The sequence below is a fragment of the Streptomyces sp. NPDC052012 genome, from assembly GCF_040689265.1.
In the GTDB taxonomy this organism is placed as follows: Bacteria; Actinomycetota; Actinomycetes; order Streptomycetales; family Streptomycetaceae; genus Streptomyces.
In genome coordinates this window covers 22,220-40,502 of sequence record NZ_JBFAXA010000021.1, presented here as the reverse complement: position 1 = coordinate 40,502, position 18,283 = coordinate 22,220, and the positions used below count along the sequence as shown (strand labels likewise).

Below are 18,283 nucleotides of genomic sequence, written 5' to 3'. Positions count from 1 at the left end.
TACTGAAAGGATGACGCCGACCGCACGCGCAAGAGGGGGAAAGCACATGGGCCTGATCGTCCTGGCCGTCATCGTCGTCCTGGTCGTCGGAGGCTGCGTCTGCGTCGTCTGGGCCGACCGGGGCGGGCCGCGGTGGGTGCGCGGGGTGGCGGCGGTGACGCGGGTGGCCGGCGCAGTGGTGGGTGCGCTGCTGCGGTCGTCGGGTTCGGGCCGGCGGGGCGGGAGCAACGGCGGCTCGGACGAGTGACGGCCGCCGCCCCTGAATATGGGCGTCCGCTTTCTCACCAGGTGGACGCCGCCCCCGAGTTGCCGTCACGTGTCTTCCCCCGGCCGGGCACAATCCGTTAACTTCCGTGACTCACACGCCCCGTTCGACCCGCACGAGGCGTCCGACCGCGGAGCACCAGCGCCCTGATGAGCCCCCGGGGGCACTCTCATGACACGCGCCATCTCCCTGCACGAAGTGAGCAAGTCCTATACGAGAGGCGTCCGCGTGGTGGACCGCCTGTCGCTGGACATCGCGCCCGGCGAGTTCCTCGTCCTGCTCGGCCCCTCCGGCTGCGGCAAGTCCACCGTGCTGAGGATGATCGCCGGCCTGGAGGACATCGACGAGGGGCATCTGTTCCTCGACGGCGAGCTGGGCAACGATCTGCCGCCGTCCGAGCGGGACATGGCGATGGTGTTCCAGAACTTCGCCCTCTACCCGAGCATGACGAGCCGGGACAACATCGGCTTCCCGCTGCGCATCGAGTCCCCGGGCGAGGACCCGAGCGCCCGTGTCGACGCCACCGCCCGCATGCTGGGCATCGAGGACCTCCTCGACCGGTTCCCCGGCCAGCTCTCCGGCGGCGAACGCCAGCGGGTCGCCATGGGCCGGGCCATCGCCCGCCACCCCTCCGCCTTCCTGATGGACGAGCCGCTGTCCAACCTGGACGCCAAGCTGCGCAACCATCTGCGCGCCGAGATCTCCCAGCTCACCCGCGAGCTCGGCGTCACCACCGTCTATGTCACCCACGACCAGTCCGAGGCCATGTCGCTGGGCGACCGGGTCGCCGTGCTGCGCGGCGGCGTGCTCCAGCAGGTCGGCAGCCCGCGCACGGTGTACGCGCTGCCGCGCAACGTCTTCGTCGCCGCGTTCATCGGCACCCCGCGCATCAATCTGCTGCGCGGCCTGGTGCGCGCCCCGCTCGACGGCGCCATGAGCATCAGCCTCGGCAAGCAGTTCCTGCGGCTGCCCGAGCCCCTGTCGCTGGACCACCAGTTGCTGCGCGTCCAGCAGGGCCGCGAGGTGATCGTGGGCCTGCGCTCCGAAGCCGTCCGGATCGCCAAGCCCGCCGCCGCCCGCCCCGGCGAGGTGGCGCTCACCGGCCTGGTGGAGCACGTGGAGTTCCAGGGGCACGAGGTCCTCGTCCACTTCAACACCGGCTCCAGCCCCGCCGTCGTGCCCGAACTGGAGGCCCCGCGCCCGCACCCGGGCCGCCCCGACCGGCGGCGCCGCCGGGACGGGACGGTCCTGGACCGGCTGCGCGAACGCGCCGTGGCGCTGCGCACCGGCGGGGTCGCCACTCTGGAGAAGCCCCCGGAGCCGGAACCGTCCGCCGCCTCCGCCGAGCCCCGCCTCCCCGGCGACCTCATCGTCCGGACCACCCCCGACCTCCGCCTCCAGCACGGCATGCAGGTCCCCCTCCTGGTCGATCTCGCCCACCTGTTCGTCTTCGACCAGCACGGCGAACGCATCTGCCCGAGCCCGTCGCGGCTGCCGGATCTGGAGGAGTGAGGCCCGGACGGCACCCGGTGCGTGGGGGCGGCACGGGCCCCCGGCAGGCGCTGACCCATGATGGGGCGGGGCCCTCCTTGTCGTGGTCCCCTCTGGCGCATGAAAACTAACATCGCTAGTTTATGTGCCGGACGACGACGCCCCCGCCCCGGAGGAAGCGCGATGAAGGCATACGACGGCATGTACATCGACGGCGCCTGGCGCCCCGCCGCCGGACCGGATGTGATCGAGGTCGTGAACCCGGCCGACGAGCAGGTGATCGCCACCGTCCCCGCGGGTACCGCCGAGGACGTCGACGCCGCCGTACGGGCCGCCCGCGCCGCACTCCCGGCCTGGGCCGCCACCCCGCCCGCCGAGCGTGCCGCCCGTCTCACCGCCCTGCGCGACCAGCTCGTGGCCCGGCGGGAGGAGATCGCCGAGACGGTGACCGCCGAACTCGGCGCGCCCCTGAAGCTCTCCCAGACCGTCCACGCCGGTGTGCCCATCGCCGTCGCCGGCTCGTATGCCGAGCTGGCAGCGACGTACGCCTTCGAGGAGAAGGCGGGCAACTCCACGATCCTGCACGAGCCGGTCGGCGTGGTCGGCGCGATCACCCCCTGGAACTACCCGCTGCACCAGATCGTCGCCAAGGTGGCCCCCGCCCTCGCCGCGGGTTGCACCGTCGTCGTCAAGCCCGCCGAGGACACCCCGCTGGTGGCCCGGCTGTTCGCGGAGGCGGTGCACGAGGCCGGGATCCCGGCGGGCGTCTTCAACCTGGTCACCGGCCTCGGACCGGTCGCCGGCCAGGCCCTCGCCGAACACCCCGGCGTCGACCTCGTCTCCTTCACCGGCTCCACCGCCGTCGGCCGCCGCATCGGCGCCATCGCCACCGGCATGATCAAGAAGGTCGCCCTGGAACTCGGCGGCAAGTCCGCCAACGTCATCCTGCCCAGCGCCGACCTGGCCCGCGCCGTCAACGTCGGCGTCGCCAACGTCATGTCCAACTCCGGCCAGACGTGCAGCGCCTGGACCCGCATGCTGGTCCACCGCGACCAGTACGACGAGGCCGTCGAGCTCGCGGCCACGGCCGCCGAGAAGTACGGCGACCGCATCGGCCCGCTGGTCAACGCGGCGCAGCACCAGCGCGTCCGGGGCTACATCGAGAAGGGTGTCGCCGAGGGCGCCCGCCTGGTCGCCGGCGGGCCCGACGCCCCGCGCGAGAAGGGCTACTTCGTCAGCCCGACCGTCTTCGCCGACGTGACGCCCGGGATGACCATCGCCCAGGAGGAGATCTTCGGCCCCGTCCTGTCGATCCTGCGCTACGACGACGAGGACGAGGCCCTGCGCATCGCCAACGGCACCATCTACGGCCTCGCCGGCGCCGTGTGGGCCGGGGACGAGGCGGAGGCGGTGGCCTTCGCCCGCCGGATGGAGACCGGCCAGGTCGACATCAACGGCGGCCGCTTCAACCCGCTCGCCCCCTTCGGCGGCTACAAGCAGTCCGGCGTGGGCCGCGAACTCGGCCTCCACGGCCTGACCGAGTACCTCCAGACCAAGTCCCTCCAGTTCTAGGGGAGTCACATCCGCCATGGCTGTCCGTGCCGCCGTTCTGCCCGCCGTCGACGCCCCGCTGGAGATCACCGGGATCGAGCTGCCCGAGCTCGGCCCCGGCCGGGTGCGCATCCGGCTCGCCGCCGCCGGGGTCTGCCACTCCGACCTGTCCCTGTCCAACGGCACCATGCGCCTGCCCGTCCCGGCCGTCCTCGGCCACGAGGGCGCCGGCACGGTCGTCGCCGTCGGTGACGGCGTCACCCATGTCGCGCCCGGCGACGGCGTCGTCCTCAACTGGGCGCCCTCCTGCGGCACCTGCCCCGCCTGCGCCCGCGGCGAGGTCTGGCTGTGCGCGGGCGCCCTCGACGGGGCCGCCGAGGTCCACGCCCGCCGCGCCGACGACGGCACCGATCTCCACCCCGGCCTGAACGTCGCCGCGTTCGCCGAGGAGACGGTGGTCCCCGCCTCCTGTGTCCTGCCCGCGCCCGACGGGATCCCGCTCACCGACGCCGCCCTCCTCGGCTGCGCGGTGCTCACCGGCTACGGAGCCGTCCACCACTCCGCTCGCGTGCAGCCCGGCGAGACGGTCGCCGTGTTCGGCGTCGGGGGAGTGGGCCTCGCCGCCCTCCAGTCGGCCCGTATCGCGGGCGCCTCGACGATCGTCGCGGTCGACGTGTCCCCGGAGAAGGAGGAGCTGGCGCTGGCCGCCGGCGCCACCGACTACCTCATCGCCTCCGACACCACCCCCCGCGAGATCCGCGCCCTCACCGGGAAGCAGGGCGTGGACGTGGCCGTCGAGTGCGTCGGCCGGGGCGTCACCATCCGCACCGCCTGGGAGTCGACCCGGCGCGGCGGCCGCACCACGGTCGTCGGCATCGGCGGCAAGGACCAGCAGGTCACCTTCAACGCCCTGGAGATCTTCCACTGGGGCCGGACCCTCTCCGGCTGTGTCTACGGCAACTCCGACCCCGCCCGTGACCTCCCGGTCCTCGCCGAGCACATCCGCGCGGGCCGCCTCGACCTCGGTGCCCTGGTGACCGAGCGCATCGCCCTGGACGGCATCCCGGCCGCCTTCGAGAACATGCTGGCGGGCAAGGGCGGCCGCGCGCTGGTGGTCTTCTAGGCCGGCCCTCCTGGCACCCCGGCCTCCGTGCGAGGCCGGGGGCTCTGGCGTGCCCGCACGCCTCCGCAGCCGAGCGCCCACTGCGAGGCGCCCGCGAAATCGTTGCCGCACGACCCGTTGACGTCCATACCGTCCGGTCAGTACGTTCCCCGGAACCCGGGCCACCGTTTCTCTGTTCCGTCCCCGCACCCCCTCGGAGCGAGCACGTATGGACACCGCACCCTCCGCTCAGCCGCTCACCTCCACCACTCCGGCGGCCCCCAACCGCCGCCGCGTCGCCACGGCAGCCGCCCTCGCCTCGGCGGTCGAGTGGTACGACTACTTCGTCTTCGGTATCGCCGCCGCCCTCGTCCTGGGCGACCTGTACTTCCCGGCCGGCAGCTCCACCGCCGGCGTCCTCGCCTCCTTCGCCACCTTCGCCGTGGGCTTCCTGGCCCGCCCGCTGGGCGGCATCGTCGCCGGTCAGCTGGGCGACAAGCGGGGCCGCAAGCCGATGCTGGTCCTCGCGCTCACCCTGATGGGCGTGGCCACCACCGGCATCGGCCTGCTCCCGACGTACGAGACGATCGGCGTCGCCGCCCCGATCCTGCTGGTCCTCCTCCGTATCGCCCAGGGCGTCGCGGTCGGCGCCCAGTGGGGCGGCGCGATGCTGCTGGCCACCGAGTACGCCCCCGAGGGCAAGCGCGGCATCTACGGCAGCGTCGTCCAACTCGGCGTCCCCATCGGCGTGGTGACCGCCAACACGGTCTTCCTGCTGGCCGGTGCCTTCACCAGCGACGCGGCCTTCACCGCCTGGGGCTGGCGCGTACCGTTCCTGGTCGGCCTGTTCGTCCTGGCGCTCGCCTGGTACATCCACACGCGCGTGGAGGAGACTCCCGAGTTCCGGGAGGCGGAGCGGGCGCTGGCGGAGAAGGAGAAGGGCGAGCAGGCCTCGCCCCTGCGCACGATCCTCCGCAGCCACCTGGGCACCGTCCTGCTGGCCGGCGGCTCCTTCGCCGTGAACACCGCGACGTTCTACATCCTGATCACCGGGGTCCTCGACTACACCACCCGTGAACTCGACATGGACAAGGGGCCGGTGCTCACGGTCTCCCTCTGCGTCAGCCTCACCCAGCTGGTCCTGATCCCGGTGTCCGCCGCCCTGTCCGACCGGCTCGGCCGCATCCGCATCTACGCCCTCGGCGCGATCGGCATCGCCCTGTGGGCCGTCCCGCTCTTCCTCCTCATCGACACGGGCTCCCTGCTGTGGCTGGCGGTCGGCACGTTCGTCGCCAGCTGCTTCCTGAGCATCATGTACGGCCCCCAGGCCGCCCTGTTCGCCGAGCTCTTCACCCCGGAGATGCGCTACACGGGAGCGTCCCTCGGCTACCAGATCGCCGCGGTCGCCGGCGGTGGCCTGGCCCCGTTCATGATGGTCCTGCTCCTGGAGGCCACGGACACGTCGATGTCGGTGTCGGCCTACATCATCGCGCTGTCGGTGATAGCCCTGATCAGCATCAAGATCCTGGCGACCAGGGCCCGTTCACGCTGATCGAGAGGGGGTGGGACAGCGCCCGAAGGGGCGCGGGGAACTGCGCGACCAGCCCCCACTCACCCGCACCCGGCAACGGCACCGACCCCCCACCCCCTCAGCCGCCCGCCACCAACTCCCCGGCCTCGACACCCAACACCTCGAACAACACCCGCTCCCCGACGGCAGTCACCTTCACCGCCCGCCCCGACCCGATCCGCACACACCACCCCGCCTCCAACGCATGCCGGCACAACGCCGCCCCCGCCACACCGGCCAGGTGAGGGCGGCGTTCCGTCCAGTCAAGACACCCCCGCGCCAACGGCCGGCGCCCACCCCGCTCCAGCGCGATCCCGACCCGCTCGAACCACTCGACCCCCGCGTCGGTCAACGCGAACCCCGTGTCCTGCCGCAGCAGCCCGCGCCGGGTCATCGCATCCGTCACAGCGATCCCCAGCCGCCCCGCCAGATGGTCGTAACAGGTACGCCCCCGCGCCATCGCCGACCCCGCACTCGCCTCGCGCAGTCCACGGGGCCGCCGCCCGACCGCCTCGGGCACCTGCGCCGCCAGGTCCTCCACCAGCTGAGCCACCCGCGGATCGGCCAGCCGCACATACCGGTGCCGCCCCTGCCGCTCCTCGGTGAGCAGCCCGCCCGCGACCAGCTTGCCCAGATGCTCACTCAGCGTCGACGCCGCGACCCCGGCATGCCGGGCCAGCTCACCCGCCGTCCACGCCCGCCCGTCCAGCAGCGCCAGCAGGCACGCGGCCCGCGTCTCGTCCGCGACCAGCCCGGCCAGCCGTGCCAGCCCCGCCGCCTGAGGATCCTTCGAGGTCATGCCTCCCAGCATGCGGCACCCACACTTCGGCGTCCGCCGAACGATCCCCGGTGCCGCCTACGACGTACCGCCCACCTGCTCGTACTGCCGGGCCAGCCCGTCCAGCAGGGCCGTCAGCCCCGTCTCGAACGCCCGCTCGTCGATCTTCTCCTGCTTCTCGGCGAGCAGATGCGCCTGCCCCAGATGCGGATAGTCGGCCGGGTCGTACGCGCTCGCGTCGTCCACGAAGCCCCCGGCGAAGGACCCCAGCGCGGAGCCCATGATGAAGTACCGCATCAGCGCCCCGATGGACGTGGCCTGCGCCGGCGGCCACCCGGCCTCGACCATCGCCCCGTACACCGCGTCGGCCAGTCGCAGCGCCGCCGGGCGCCGGCCCGGACCGCGGGCGAGCACCGGGACGATGTTGGGGTGGTCGCGCAGCGCGCTCCGGTAGGAGACGGCCCAGTCGTGCAGCGCGGTCCGCCAGTCCCGGCCGTCCTCGAACATCGACAGGTCGACCAGCGCGCTCACCGAGTCGGCCACCGCCTCCAGGATCTCGTCCTTGGTGCGGAAGTGGTTGTAGAGCGAGGGCCCGCTGACCCCCAGCTCCGCGGCGAGCCGGCGCGTGGAGACGGCCGCGAGGCCCTCTGCGTCCACGAGCGCACGGGCCGTCTCGACGATCCGTTCGGTGCTGAGGAGGGGCTTGCGCGGTCGGGCCATGGCGCACATAGTAGGGCTGCGCAGAAAAACTAGCAGTGATAATTTAACGTTTGCGCGGTCACGTTTCCCCCAGGAGTGAGAGACCCCCATGAACCTGGAGCTCAGCGAGGAGCAGAGCGCCGTCCGCCGGCTCGCCCGGGACTTCGTCGAGCGCGAGGTCGTGCCCCACGCCGCCGCCTGGGACCGCGCCGAGGAGGTGGACCGCGGCATCGTGAAGAAGCTCGGCGAGCTCGGGTTCCTCGGCCTGACCGTCGACGAGGAGTACGGCGGCTCCGGCGGCGACCACCTCGCGTACTGCCTGGTCACCGAGGAACTGGGCCGGGGCGACTCCTCCGTGCGCGGCATCGTCTCCGTCTCCCTCGGCCTGGTCGCCAAGACCATCGCCGCCTGGGGGAGCGAGGAGCAGAAGCGGCAGTGGCTGCCGGGCCTCACCTCCGGCGCGTACGTCGGCTGCTTCGGCCTCACCGAGCCCGGCACCGGCTCGGACGCCGGGAACCTCACCACCCGCGCGGTCCGCGACGGCGACGACTACGTCATCAACGGCACCAAGATGTTCATCACCAACGGCACCTGGGCCGACGTCGTCCTGCTCTTCGCCCGCTCCACCGACGCCCCCGGCCACAAGGGCGTCTCCGCCTTCCTCGTCCCGGCCGGCACCCCCGGCCTGACCCGCCGCACCATCCACGGCAAGCTGGGTCTGCGCGGGCAGGCCACCGCCGAGCTGGTCCTTCAGGACGTGCGCGTGCCCGCGTCCGCGATGCTGGCGCCGGAGGGCAAGGGCTTCTCGGTCGCCATGTCGGCCCTCGCCAAGGGCCGGATGTCGGTCGCGGCCGGTTGCGTCGGCATCGCCCAGGCCGCCCTGGACGCGGCCGTGCGCCACGCGGGGGAGCGCGAGCAGTTCGGGAAGACCATCGCCCACCACCAGCTGGTGCAGGAGCTGATCAGCGACATCGCCGTCGACGTGGACGCGGCCCGGCTGCTGACCTGGCGGGTCGCCGACCTGATCGACCGCGGACAGCCCTTCGCCGTCGAGTCCTCCAAGGCCAAGCTGTTCGCCTCCGAGGCAGCGGTCCGCGCGGCGAACAACGCCCTCCAGGTCTTCGGCGGCTACGGCTACATCGACGAGTACCCGGCGGGCAAACTGCTGCGCGACGCCCGCGTGATGACCCTCTACGAGGGCACCAGCCAGATTCAGAAGCTGGTCATCGGCCGCGCCCTGACCGGTGTCTCGGCGTTCTGAGGACGCGTCTGCCGAGGGGGCGCCTGAGTACCCGTCTGAGTACTCCGGCGGATGTGCGCCGCGCCACATCCGCCGATCCTGTTCCCCATGAGTGACACACCGGTCAAGCAGCAGAGTACGGCCGCCTTCTACGGCCAGGCCGTCGCCTCCTTCGCGGTCGCCCTGGGCGCCACCGCGATCGGTATCTTCAACCTCCAGACCGACGCCTGGGTGCGGGCCTTCCTCGCCATCGCGGTCCTGTACCTGGTCACCTCCGCCTTCACCCTGGCCAAGGTCATCCGCGACCGCCAGGAGGCCGGACAGATCGTGAACCGGGTAGACCAGGCCCGCCTGGAGAAGCTCCTCGCCGAGCACGACCCGCTGCAGAAGCTCTGACGGCTCACTAAGCGCCCGCTCACCCTTGCCGGTATGGTGTTACCCCTGCCAGCGAATGGGGTGAGTGATGAGTACGGCGGAGGAGACGGCCGGTGGCGAGGTGCAGCCGTGGGGCGAGGTCACGCCCGACGCGGCCCGACGGCTGCTGCTCGCCGCCGTGGAGGCGTTCGCGGAACGGGGTTACCACGCCACGACGACGCGTGACATCGCGGGCCGCGCCGGGATGAGCCCCGCCGCGCTCTACATCCACTACAAGACCAAGGAAGAACTGCTGCACCGCATCAGCAGGATCGGGCACGAGAAGGCCCTGGACATCCTGCGCACGGCGGCCCGCGGCGAGGGCAGTCCGACCGAGCGGCTCGCCGACGCGGTGAGCTCGTTCGTCCGCTGGCACGCCGGCGGGCGCACCACCGCGCGGGTCGTGCAGTACGAGCTGGACTCGCTCGGCCCCGAAGCCCGCGCCGAGATCGTCGGGCTGCGCCGGCAGGTCAACGCCGAGGTGCGCGGGATCATCGAGGAGGGCGTGCGCTCGGGCGAGTTCGACGTCCTGGACGTCCACGGCACCACGCTCGCCGTGCTCTCGCTCTGCATCGACGTGGCCCGCTGGTTCAACGTGAACGGCCCGCGGACCCCCGAGGAGGTCGGCGCGCTCTACGCCGACCTCGTGCTGCGGATGGTGGGGGTCAGGGACGCGGGCGGTTCCCGGACGTGAGTCAGAGGTAGTAGCGGGCCACCGACTCGGCCACGCACACCGGCTTGTCGCCGCCCTCGCGCTCCACGGTGAAGGCGGTGGACACCTGCACGCCGCCCGCCACGTCGTCGACCGCGGTGATCGTGGCCGTGGCACGCAGGCGCGAGCCGACCGGCACGGGGGCGGGGAAGCGCACCTTGTTGGTGCCGTAGTTGACGCCCATCTTCACGCCCTCGACGGAGATCAGCTGCGGGCCGAACAGCGGCAGCAGCGACAGCGTCAGATACCCGTGCGCGATCGTGGTCCCGAACGGGCCCGCCTTCGCCTTCTCCGGGTCGACGTGGATCCACTGGTGGTCACCCGTGGCCTCCGCGAACAGATCGATCCGCTTCTGGTCGATCTCCAGCCAGTCGGTGTACCCCAGCTGCTCGCCCACCGCCGCCTTCAGCTCGTCGACGGACGTGAAGATCCTCGGCTCTGCCATGTCCCGGCCTCTCTCTGCGCATACCTCAGCGACTACCTAAGCGACTGCTTAGCATGGTGGGTCCGGGCACCCCTGTCAACGGACCGGCCGCCGCACGGGGTGGGTAGGCTTCGAGGGGTGCCCCAGATTCCTGAGAAGATCCACGAGCTCACGGTCGGCCAGCTCTCCGCGCGCAGCGGCGCCGCCGTCTCCGCCCTGCACTTCTACGAGTCCAAGGGCCTGATCAAGAGCCGCCGCACGCCGGGCAACCAGCGCCGCTACAGCCGGGACACCCTGCGCCGGGTCGCCTTCATCCGCGCCGCCCAGCGGGTCGGGATCCCGCTCGCCACGATCCGCGAGGCGCTCGCCGAGCTCCCCGAGGAGCGCACGCCCACCCGGGACGACTGGGCCCACCTCTCCGAGGCGTGGCGCACCGAGCTGGACGAGCGCATCAAGCAGCTCAACCGGCTGCGCGACCACCTCACCGACTGCATCGGCTGCGGCTGCCTCTCCCTGGACACCTGCGTCCTGTCCAACCCGGACGACGTCACAGGCGAACGCCTGACGGGCTCCCGCCTGATGGCTGAACCCGGAGCAGCGAAACACCGTCCGTCCGCGCTCAGAGGGTGACCCGCGGCGGCGCTGGGCGGGGGTGGGATCGGCCGTTGCTGCTCACTCGTACTCGGTCCCGCCCTTCCGGGTCAGATACCCCGGACTGATCGCCTTGGCGATAGCACGTCCCCCCGTCACCGGGCTGTGGCGCTCGACCGCCGGCCGGATCACCACGCCCTCCCGCAGATGCAGCTCCCGCCCGGACACCGTCTCGCGGCCCGACGCGATGTCCAGGACACGCGCACTGTCGTACGGCCCCTCGTACAGCCGGGGCGCCAACGGCAGCCTTCCGTCCAGCAGTTCGCCCGCGTCCAGCCACCGCACGCGCCCGTCGACCTCCGCGGACACGTCGAACACGGCGTACCCCAGCGTGTCGCGCCGCCCGTCCGCGCCGTACGTCAGGTCCTGCACCCCCGCGCCGTACACCTCGCCGAAGATGCCGACCCGGCGCGCCCCCAGCCGCCCGGCCAGCTCCGCCGCCGCCTCGGCGACACCGTGACCACGCACCGCCCGCCAGTACAGGTTGCGCGGGTCCTCCTTCAGCGCCAGCGACCGCGAACCGAAGCCCTTGGAGGAGACGTACACCCGCTCCTCGTCCGCGACATACGTCAGCAGACATGCCGAACCGTGCAGCTTCTCGGTGAGCACCACGGGCTCGCCCGGCGCGAAGATGTCCGGGTAGCGCTGGATGTTCTCGATGTCGACCCACGGCAGCAGCTCCGGCGCCGGCTCCACCTCGCCGTCCATCGTGGGCGGCACCGGCGGCACCCACTTGGTGATCCCGAGCAGTTCCGCGAAGTCCGTGCCCTCCTTCGCCGCCCGCGCCAGGTCGATGCCCGCGAGCGCCTTCGGCCGGCACACGATGCCCTGCGACAGCTCACCGCGCAGCCGCACCGCCTTGACCCGGTCGCGGTTCCCGCCCGCCAGCCGGCCGGTCAGGCCCAGCTCCTCGATCAGCTCGGCGGGCAGCACGGCCTGCTCGGGGATGTACACCGCCGCATCGCCGGTGCGGTACGCGCCCTTGGCGACCACGGCACGGTACAGACCCACCTGGGCCAGTTCGAGGGCGTCGGCATTCGGATGCTCATGGACGGTCAGGACTTCTGCGGTGACGCGCAGCGTCGACATCGGTGCTGCTCCTAGGCTTGTCAGGGGCGTTTCATTCGCCCCCAACTGTCCGTAGGAGAAAGGGCTGGAGCGACCGATTTACCGGCTGCTACGGTCGCCGTCGCGGACCCGCGACGGATGGCAGCGGGGGTGCGGCATCCCCGGCGCACGCCCCGCACCCCCCTGCTCAGGCCGACACCAGCAGCCTTGCGCGTCGGGCGTTCGCCAGGGCCTCGGTGGTGAGGACCGGCAGCGGCACCAGGATGCCGCAGTCCGTGCACACCGGGCCCGCCGACGGCTCGTGATCCAGGTCGTAGCGCCACATGAGCCGTTCCCCCCGGCACACGGGACAGGCCGAACCCGGTTCGCGCTCCAGCGCGGCGATCAGCCGCCGCAGCACCTCGGCCAGCGGCTCGCGCGGATGCACCCGCGGATCGTCGCACCAGGCCACGCCGAAACCGCCCCAGGTCATCCGGTGCCAGTCGTCCACGCTGCCCGGCCTGCGCAGCCCGTCGTGCTTCTCCTTCTTGCGGCGCTCGGCGAACTCGACCTCATAGGCCAGCCACACCGCCCGCGCCTCCTCCAGCTCCTCCAGTGCGGCCACGAGCCGCGCCGGGTCCACGGAGCGGTCCTCCGGGTCGAACCCGGCCCGCGCGCACAGATGGTCCCAGGTCGCCCTGTGCCCGTACGGCGCGAACCGCTCGAGGCACTTGCGCAGCGAATAGCGCCGCAGTGCCAGGTCGCACCGCGGATCACGGACCTGTCTCGCCAGACTTCGGAAACCGGCCATCGTCCTGCACCTCCGTCACACCTGCACCTGTAATCCGGTCACTTCGGCGTCGTCGAACGGACGTCGCCGAATAGACGTATCGACAACCGAATCGGCTCCATCCTTTTTTCGATGGCCCCCATCGGCGGGCCGTGGGGCTACGCGCCAACCCCCGTGCGCCGCGGTCCAGTTGTGGGCGCGGCACGCGTCTCGGGCGCCCCGTGCGCACCGCCCCGGACAGACTGAGAACTCCCGGCACGCGCCACGGGTTCCTGAAAGTCCCCACCGGCATGCACCCCGGCGCCGAAACGGCGCATAAAAAGCGGTGGCGGGCCGGTGCATCCCGGCCCGCCACCGCGTGAGACCCGCCCAGCGGGAGACGCGAGAAACCGCTCAGCGGTACAGCAGATACTCCTGCCGCATCCTCCTGAACGCCCCCAGTTCCTCCTGCCAGCCCGCCACCACCTCGTCCGTGCCGGCGCCCGCGTCGATCATGGTGCGCACCAGCGTGGAGCCGGTGAGCTTGTCGATCCAGTTGTCCGCGCGCCAGGCGAATCCGCTCCACGTCCGCTTGGCCGAGACCAGCAGCCCGATGCCCGTACGCACGGGATCGAACACCTCCCGGTCGTGCACATGAAGCTGCACGCCCCCGACGGTCTTCCCCTGGAACTTGGAGAAGGTCGGTGTGAAGTACGCCTCACGGAAGCGCACGCCCGCCAGCCCCAGCTCGTTCGCCGCGGCCGCCCACCGCCCGTCGATCCCCTCCGCGCCGAGCAGTTCGAACGGCCGGGTCGTCCCGCGCCCCTCCGAGAGGTTGGTGCCCTCGAAGAGACAGGTCCCTGAGTACACGAGAGCGGTCTCCGGCGTGGGCATGTTCGGGCTCGGCGGTACCCAGGGCAGCCCGGAGGCGTCGTAGAAGTCCGACCGCCTCCAGCCCGACATGCGGACGGTCTCCAGCTGCACCGGCGAGGTCAGGAACTCGCCGTTGAACAGCCCCGCCAGCTCCGCCACCGTCATCCCGTGCGCCTGCGAGATCGGCTGCCGCCCGACGAACGTGGCGAACTCCTTGTGCAGCACCGGCCCGAGGGCGGCCCGCCCGGTCACCGGGTTCGGCCGGTCCAGGACGACGAACCGCTTGCCCGCGAGCCGCGCCGCCTCCATGCAGTCGAACATCGTCCAGATGTACGTGTAGAAGCGGGCGCCCACGTCCTGGATGTCGAACACGACCGTGTCCACGCCGGAGGCGGTGAAGATGTCGGCGAGCGGCCGGCCGCTCTTGAGGTAGGTGTCGTACACCGGCAGCCCGGTCGCGGGGTCGTCGTAGCGGCCCTCGGAGCCGCCCGCCTGCGCGGTGCCGCGGAAACCGTGCTCGGGGCCGAAGACGGCGATCAGGTCCACCCGGTCGTCGGCGTGCATCACGTCGACGATGTGCCGCACGTCCCGGGTGATGCCCGTCGGGTTGGTGACCACTCCGACCCGCTGCCCGTCGAGCAGTGCGTAGCCGTCCGCGGCCAGCCGCTCGAAGCCGGTGCGCAGCCTCCGGCCGGCCGCGGGGGCACGCTCGGGGGCCGCGTGCGCCGGTGCCGCGCCCACCGCCACGGCTGCGGTGCCGGCGGCGAGCAGGTTCCGTCTGGACAGCTTCATGCGGTGACCTCCGTGATCGCGGCAGGTGTCATGCCCACGCACGCTAGCGCGCGCCCGCACGCCGGGGAACAAACCTGACCGACCCGCGTCGGATCACCTCTTCCCAGGTACATACCGACCGGTTAGTCTGACGCCACGCGTCACCGCCCCCGCACCCGCGCGCCCGAGCCGGACAGCGCGCGGCCACAATGTGGCGGCAGGCGTCGAAGTCGCTGGGAAGCCGCGTCGAAGGAGACCGATGGTGGAAGCCGTGCAGGGTGCGAAGGTGGTCGTCACGGGGGCCGGGGGCGGCATCGGGGCGGCCCTCGCCCGCCGCTTCGCCGCGCAGGGGGCGCAGGTCGTCGTCAACGACCTGGACGCCGACGGGGCCAAGGCCGTGGCCGAGGAGATCGGCGGCATCGCCGTCCCCGGCGACGCCTCGACGATCGTCGCCGACGCCCGCGACGCCCTCGGCGGCACGGTCGACGTCTACTGCGCCAACGCCGGCGTCGGCCGCGACGGCGGCGAGCCCGGCGAGCCGCTCGACGAGCAGGGCTGGGCGCTGTCCTGGGACGTCAACGTGATGGCGCACGTCAGGGCGGCGCACGCCCTGCTGCCGCACTGGCTGGAGCGCGGCAGCGGCCGCTTCGTCTCCACCGTCTCCGCCGCCGGACTGCTCACCATGATCGGCACCGCCCCCTACAGCGTCACCAAGCACGGCGCCTACGCCTTCGCCGAGTGGCTGTCGCTGACGTACCGGCACCGCGGGGTGAAGGTGCACGCCATCTGCCCGCAGGGCGTGCGCACCAGCATGCTCGACGCCAGCGGCAGCGCGGGCGACCTCGTGCTCAGGCCGAACGCGATCGAACCGGACGACGTGGCCGACGCCCTCTTCCGCGGCATCGAGGAGGACCGCTTCCTGATCCTGCCGCACCCCGAGGTCGCCGAGTACTACCGGGCCCGCGCCGCCGACCCCGACCGCTGGCTCAGCGGCATGAACCGCATCCAGCAGCAGTGGGAGGCGACCCGATGACCGGCTCCCGCTACGCCGCCAAGCCCTGGCTGGCCCTGCTCACCGACGCCCAGCGCGCCCCCGTGTCCCCGGACGACTCCCTGGTGCACGCCCTGCGCCGGGCGGTGGCCGGCACCCCCGACCGCACCTTCCTCGCCTACTTCGACGGCCGCCTGACCTACCGCGAGGCCGACGAGCTCAGCGACTCCGTCGCCGGTCACCTCGCCGAACGCGGACTGGAGCGCGGGGACCGGGTGGCGATCCTGCTGCAGAACTCGCCCCTGTTCGTGCTCGCCCTGCTCGGCGCGTGGAAGGCGGGCGCGGTCGTCGTCCCGGTCAACCCCATGTACAAGTCCGGGGAGGTCACCCACGTCCTGCGGGACGCCGACGTGGCCGCGCTGATCTGCTCCGACCGGGCCTGGGAGTCGTATCTGCGCGACACCGCGGCCGACTCGCCGGTGCGCATCGTGCTCACCGGCTGCGAGCTGGACTTCCAGACCCGCGGCGACGCCCGGGTGCTCACCTTCGAACGGCTCCCGAAGGCCCCCGACGCCGACGACCTCACCACCGTCGCCCGCCAGGGCCGGCGCGCCCCCGAGAACCGCGACCCCGCTCCCTCGGACACCGCCCTGATCAGCTACACCTCGGGCACCAGCGGCACGCCCAAGGGTGCCACCAACACCCACCGCAACATCATGTACAACGCCGAACGGCAGCGCACCGGACTGGGCCTGCCCGAGGCGCCCGTCTACTTCGCGCTCGCGCCGCTGTTCCACATCACCGGCATGGTCTGCCAGCTCGGCGCCTGCCTGAACAGCGCGGGCACGCTCGTGCTGGCGTACCGCTTCGAGGCGGGCGTCGTGCTGGACGCGTTCGCCGAGCACCGCCCGCACTACACCGTCGGCCCGTCCACCGCCTTCATGGCGCTCGCCGCCCACCCCGACGTCGGCCGCGACCACTTCTCCTCCTTCCGGGTGATCTCCTCCGGCGGCGCCCCGCTGCCGCCCGCCCTGGTCGAGAAGTTCCGCGCCGGCTTCGGGCCGTACATCCGCAACGGCTACGGACTGACCGAGTGCACCGCCCCCTGCGCGTCCGTCCCGCCGCACCTCGAGGCGCCCGTGGACGAAGCGTCCGGGACGCTGGCGGTGGGTGTGCCCGGCCCCGACACGGTCGTCCGGATCGTCGACGAGCGGGGCGAGGAGGTGCCCTTCGGTGAGCAGGGCGAGATCGTCGTCCGCGGGCCGCAGGTCGTGCCCGGCTACTGGGGGCGGCCCGACGCCACCGCCGAGACGTTCCCGGACGGCGAGCTGCGGACCGGCGACATCGGCTTCATGGACGAACAGGGCTGGCTCTACGTCGTCGACCGCAAGAAGGACATGATCAACGCCTCCGGCTTCAAGGTGTGGCCGCGCGAGGTCGAGGACGTCCTCTACACCCACCCGGCGGTCCGCGAGGCGGCCGTGGTCGGCGTTCCCGACGGCTACCGCGGGGAGACCGTCAAGGCCTTCATCAGCCTGCGCCCGGGTGCCGAGACGGACCCGGATGACCTCGCCTCGTACTGCAGGGAGAGACTGGCCGCCTACAAATACCCGCGTCAGGTGGAGATCCTGCCCGACTTGCCGAAGACGGCCAGTGGGAAGATCCTCCGTCGGGAACTGCGTTCCCTGACGCACGACAACTGACGACGACTGTTCAGCGACGACTGGCAGCGACACGGAAGGCAGGTGGCGGCAGTGCCCAGGACGACGGACAGTGACGGGACTCCTGTGCCGCAGCGGCTCCTGGCCGCCGCCACCCGGCTCTTCGCCGAGCAGGGCTACGACCGGACCTCCGTGCAGGAGATCGTGGAGGCCGCCGGCGTCACCAAGGGGGCGCTGTACCACTACTTCGGCTCCAAGGACGATCTGCTGCACGAGGTGTACGCGCGTGTGCTGCGCCTCCAGCAGGAGCGGCTGGACCACTTCGCCGACGCCGACGAGCCGATCGAGAAGCGGGTGCGGGACGCGGCGGCGGACGTCGTGGTCACCACCATCGAGAACCTGGACGACGCGTCCATCTTCTTCCGCTCCATGCACCATCTGAGCCCCGAGAAGAACAAGCAGGTGCGGGCGGAGCGCCGCCGGTACCACGAACGCTTCCGCGCGCTGATCGAGGAGGGCCAGCAGGCCGGCGTCTTCTCCAAGGCCACCCCGGCCGACCTGGTCGTGGACTACCACTTCGGCTCCGTCCACCATCTGTCCACCTGGTACCGCCCCGACGGCCCGCTCAGCCCCCAGCAGGTCGCCGACCACCTCGCCGACCTGCTGCTCCGCGCACTACGCCCATGAGCCGGCCACGGGCCGCGGGCCGTCCGCGGCGCGTGTCCCGACCGCGGGCGTGGGCCGTCCGCACCCCTGAGCCGTCCGCACCCCTGAGCCGTCCGCGGGCGTGGGCCGTCCGCGGGTGCGCTGATCGCCCGCTGACCGTTCCCGTCCGCGGGTGCGCTGATCGCCTGCGGACCGTTCCCGTCCGCGGGTGCGCTGATCGCCTGCGGACCGTTCCCGCCCGCGCGGGCACAGTGTGCCCACGGGCCATCCCCGCCACACGGACTGATCGCGCCCGGTGAGCCGCCCACCACCTGTGCGCTGAACGCACGCCAGGTCGATTGCCCCCGGCCCCGGTGGACGGATCGCGGTCGGTGGGCTGCTGGCCCGAGCCGCTGCGGGCTGGTCTGTCGGCTGCCCGTGTGTTCGTCGCTGCCTGTGCGCTGGGTGCGCGTCGGGTCGATTGCGCCCGGCCCCGGTGGAGGGATCGTGGTCGGTGGGCTGCTGGCCTGAGCTGCTGCGGGCTGGTCTGTCGGCTGCCCGTGTGTTCGTCGCTGCCTGTGCGCTGGGTGCGCGTCGGGTCGATTGCGCCCGGCCCCGGTGGAGGGATC

General features: G+C 72.2%; 18 protein-coding genes. 12 read left to right on the top strand and 6 right to left on the bottom strand.

Annotation, left to right across the window (positions count from 1 at the left end):
* The first annotated feature begins 46 nt into the window (after positions 1 to 46).
* From AB0412_RS27400 to AB0412_RS27380, 5 genes are all read left to right on the top strand, one after another.
* Positions 47 to 247 carry a hypothetical protein gene (locus AB0412_RS27400; RefSeq protein WP_366405248.1) on the top strand — a complete coding sequence of 67 codons (201 nt, stop codon included), beginning with the start codon at positions 47 to 49 and terminating at the stop codon, positions 245 to 247.
* 189 nt (positions 248 to 436) lie between these two features.
* The gene (locus AB0412_RS27395) at positions 437 to 1,777 is read left to right on the top strand and encodes an ABC transporter ATP-binding protein (RefSeq protein ID WP_366405247.1); all 1,341 of its coding nucleotides are present in this window, start codon (positions 437 to 439) and stop codon (positions 1,775 to 1,777) included.
* A 162-nt stretch (positions 1,778 to 1,939) separates the two neighbouring features.
* Entirely contained in the window at positions 1,940 to 3,328 is a 1,389-nt protein-coding gene (locus AB0412_RS27390) for an aldehyde dehydrogenase family protein (protein WP_366405246.1), read from the top strand.
* 16 nt (positions 3,329 to 3,344) lie between these two features.
* Complete coding sequence (locus AB0412_RS27385; RefSeq protein WP_366405245.1) at positions 3,345 to 4,430, top strand: Zn-dependent alcohol dehydrogenase; 1,086 nt, start codon at positions 3,345 to 3,347, stop codon at positions 4,428 to 4,430.
* Between the two features lie 208 nt (positions 4,431 to 4,638).
* Positions 4,639 to 5,961: an MFS transporter gene (locus tag AB0412_RS27380; RefSeq protein ID WP_366405244.1), complete on the top strand. Its 1,323-nt coding sequence runs from the start codon at positions 4,639 to 4,641 to the stop codon at positions 5,959 to 5,961.
* Positions 5,962 to 6,058: 97 nt separating this feature from the next.
* Here AB0412_RS27380 and AB0412_RS27375 read toward each other — a convergent pair whose 3' ends face one another.
* Entirely contained in the window at positions 6,059 to 6,778 is a 720-nt protein-coding gene (locus AB0412_RS27375) for a winged helix-turn-helix domain-containing protein (RefSeq protein WP_366405243.1), read from the bottom strand.
* Positions 6,779 to 6,835: 57 nt separating this feature from the next.
* Positions 6,836 to 7,477 carry a TetR/AcrR family transcriptional regulator gene (locus tag AB0412_RS27370; protein ID WP_366405242.1) on the bottom strand — a complete coding sequence of 214 codons (642 nt, stop codon included), beginning with the start codon at positions 7,475 to 7,477 and terminating at the stop codon, positions 6,836 to 6,838.
* A gap of 88 nt (positions 7,478 to 7,565) precedes the next feature.
* On the opposite strand from AB0412_RS27370, the gene AB0412_RS27365 reads away from it, so the two are divergent.
* From AB0412_RS27365 to AB0412_RS27355, 3 genes are all read left to right on the top strand, one after another.
* Positions 7,566 to 8,717, top strand: coding sequence for an acyl-CoA dehydrogenase family protein (locus AB0412_RS27365; protein ID WP_366405241.1), 1,152 nt, complete (start codon positions 7,566 to 7,568; stop codon positions 8,715 to 8,717).
* Between the two features lie 87 nt (positions 8,718 to 8,804).
* Positions 8,805 to 9,092 carry a YiaA/YiaB family inner membrane protein gene (locus AB0412_RS27360; protein WP_260825897.1) on the top strand — a complete coding sequence of 96 codons (288 nt, stop codon included), beginning with the start codon at positions 8,805 to 8,807 and terminating at the stop codon, positions 9,090 to 9,092.
* Positions 9,093 to 9,159: 67 nt separating this feature from the next.
* A complete protein-coding gene (locus tag AB0412_RS27355; RefSeq protein WP_366405240.1) occupies positions 9,160 to 9,804 on the top strand; it encodes a TetR/AcrR family transcriptional regulator in 645 nt (214 codons plus the stop codon).
* Position 9,805: 1 nt separating this feature from the next.
* Here the strand turns inward: AB0412_RS27355 and AB0412_RS27350 are convergent, their stop codons facing one another.
* Entirely contained in the window at positions 9,806 to 10,267 is a 462-nt protein-coding gene (locus AB0412_RS27350; protein WP_366405239.1) for a MaoC family dehydratase, read from the bottom strand.
* A 117-nt stretch (positions 10,268 to 10,384) separates the two neighbouring features.
* Between AB0412_RS27350 and soxR the strand changes: the two genes are divergently transcribed.
* The gene (gene soxR / locus AB0412_RS27345; RefSeq protein ID WP_366405238.1) at positions 10,385 to 10,876 is read left to right on the top strand and encodes a redox-sensitive transcriptional activator SoxR; all 492 of its coding nucleotides are present in this window, start codon (positions 10,385 to 10,387) and stop codon (positions 10,874 to 10,876) included.
* A 42-nt stretch (positions 10,877 to 10,918) separates the two neighbouring features.
* Here soxR and AB0412_RS27340 read toward each other — a convergent pair whose 3' ends face one another.
* From AB0412_RS27340 to AB0412_RS27330, 3 genes are all read right to left on the bottom strand, one after another.
* Positions 10,919 to 11,986, bottom strand: a complete 1,068-nt coding sequence (locus AB0412_RS27340; protein WP_366405237.1) for an RNA ligase (ATP) — start codon at positions 11,984 to 11,986, stop codon at positions 10,919 to 10,921.
* Positions 11,987 to 12,152: 166 nt separating this feature from the next.
* On the bottom strand, positions 12,153 to 12,755 hold the full coding sequence (locus tag AB0412_RS27335; protein WP_366405236.1) for a hypothetical protein: 603 nt from the start codon (positions 12,753 to 12,755) through the stop codon (positions 12,153 to 12,155).
* Positions 12,756 to 13,127: 372 nt separating this feature from the next.
* Positions 13,128 to 14,378: a DUF1343 domain-containing protein gene (locus AB0412_RS27330; RefSeq protein WP_366405235.1), complete on the bottom strand. Its 1,251-nt coding sequence runs from the start codon at positions 14,376 to 14,378 to the stop codon at positions 13,128 to 13,130.
* 238 nt (positions 14,379 to 14,616) lie between these two features.
* Between AB0412_RS27330 and AB0412_RS27325 the strand changes: the two genes are divergently transcribed.
* Genes AB0412_RS27325 through AB0412_RS27315 form a run of 3 tightly spaced genes read left to right on the top strand, consistent with a single transcriptional unit; the run spans position 14,617 to position 17,696 of the window.
* Positions 14,617 to 15,390 carry an SDR family oxidoreductase gene (locus AB0412_RS27325; protein WP_366405234.1) on the top strand — a complete coding sequence of 258 codons (774 nt, stop codon included), beginning with the start codon at positions 14,617 to 14,619 and terminating at the stop codon, positions 15,388 to 15,390.
* Entirely contained in the window at positions 15,387 to 17,051 is a 1,665-nt protein-coding gene (locus AB0412_RS27320) for an AMP-binding protein (protein WP_366405233.1), read from the top strand. The genes AB0412_RS27325 and AB0412_RS27320 overlap by 4 nt, the downstream gene beginning before the upstream one ends.
* A 51-nt stretch (positions 17,052 to 17,102) precedes the next feature.
* Positions 17,103 to 17,696, top strand: coding sequence for a TetR/AcrR family transcriptional regulator (locus tag AB0412_RS27315; RefSeq protein ID WP_366405232.1), 594 nt, complete (start codon positions 17,103 to 17,105; stop codon positions 17,694 to 17,696).
* The last annotated feature ends 587 nt before the right edge of the window (positions 17,697 to 18,283 follow it).

Excerpts from the sequence above, each read along its gene's own strand:
- AB0412_RS27330 (WP_366405235.1), bottom strand. The coding sequence starts at position 14,378 with ATGAAGCTGTCCAGACGGAACCTGCTCGCCGCCGGCACCGCAGCCGTG.
- AB0412_RS27380 (WP_366405244.1), top strand. The coding sequence starts at position 4,639 with ATGGACACCGCACCCTCCGCTCAGCCGCTCACCTCCACCACTCCGGCG.
- AB0412_RS27335 (WP_366405236.1), bottom strand. The coding sequence starts at position 12,755 with ATGGCCGGTTTCCGAAGTCTGGCGAGACAGGTCCGTGATCCGCGGTGC.
- AB0412_RS27350 (WP_366405239.1), bottom strand. The coding sequence starts at position 10,267 with ATGGCAGAGCCGAGGATCTTCACGTCCGTCGACGAGCTGAAGGCGGCG.
- AB0412_RS27365 (WP_366405241.1), top strand. The coding sequence starts at position 7,566 with ATGAACCTGGAGCTCAGCGAGGAGCAGAGCGCCGTCCGCCGGCTCGCC.
- AB0412_RS27395 (WP_366405247.1), top strand. The coding sequence starts at position 437 with ATGACACGCGCCATCTCCCTGCACGAAGTGAGCAAGTCCTATACGAGA.
- AB0412_RS27400 (WP_366405248.1), top strand. The coding sequence starts at position 47 with ATGGGCCTGATCGTCCTGGCCGTCATCGTCGTCCTGGTCGTCGGAGGC.
- AB0412_RS27375 (WP_366405243.1), bottom strand. The coding sequence starts at position 6,778 with ATGACCTCGAAGGATCCTCAGGCGGCGGGGCTGGCACGGCTGGCCGGG.
- AB0412_RS27320 (WP_366405233.1), top strand. The coding sequence starts at position 15,387 with ATGACCGGCTCCCGCTACGCCGCCAAGCCCTGGCTGGCCCTGCTCACC.
- AB0412_RS27360 (WP_260825897.1), top strand. The coding sequence starts at position 8,805 with ATGAGTGACACACCGGTCAAGCAGCAGAGTACGGCCGCCTTCTACGGC.
- AB0412_RS27340 (WP_366405237.1), bottom strand. The coding sequence starts at position 11,986 with ATGTCGACGCTGCGCGTCACCGCAGAAGTCCTGACCGTCCATGAGCAT.
- AB0412_RS27325 (WP_366405234.1), top strand. The coding sequence starts at position 14,617 with ATGGTGGAAGCCGTGCAGGGTGCGAAGGTGGTCGTCACGGGGGCCGGG.
- AB0412_RS27355 (WP_366405240.1), top strand. The coding sequence starts at position 9,160 with ATGAGTACGGCGGAGGAGACGGCCGGTGGCGAGGTGCAGCCGTGGGGC.
- AB0412_RS27370 (WP_366405242.1), bottom strand. The coding sequence starts at position 7,477 with ATGGCCCGACCGCGCAAGCCCCTCCTCAGCACCGAACGGATCGTCGAG.
- AB0412_RS27385 (WP_366405245.1), top strand. The coding sequence starts at position 3,345 with ATGGCTGTCCGTGCCGCCGTTCTGCCCGCCGTCGACGCCCCGCTGGAG.
- AB0412_RS27390 (WP_366405246.1), top strand. The coding sequence starts at position 1,940 with ATGAAGGCATACGACGGCATGTACATCGACGGCGCCTGGCGCCCCGCC.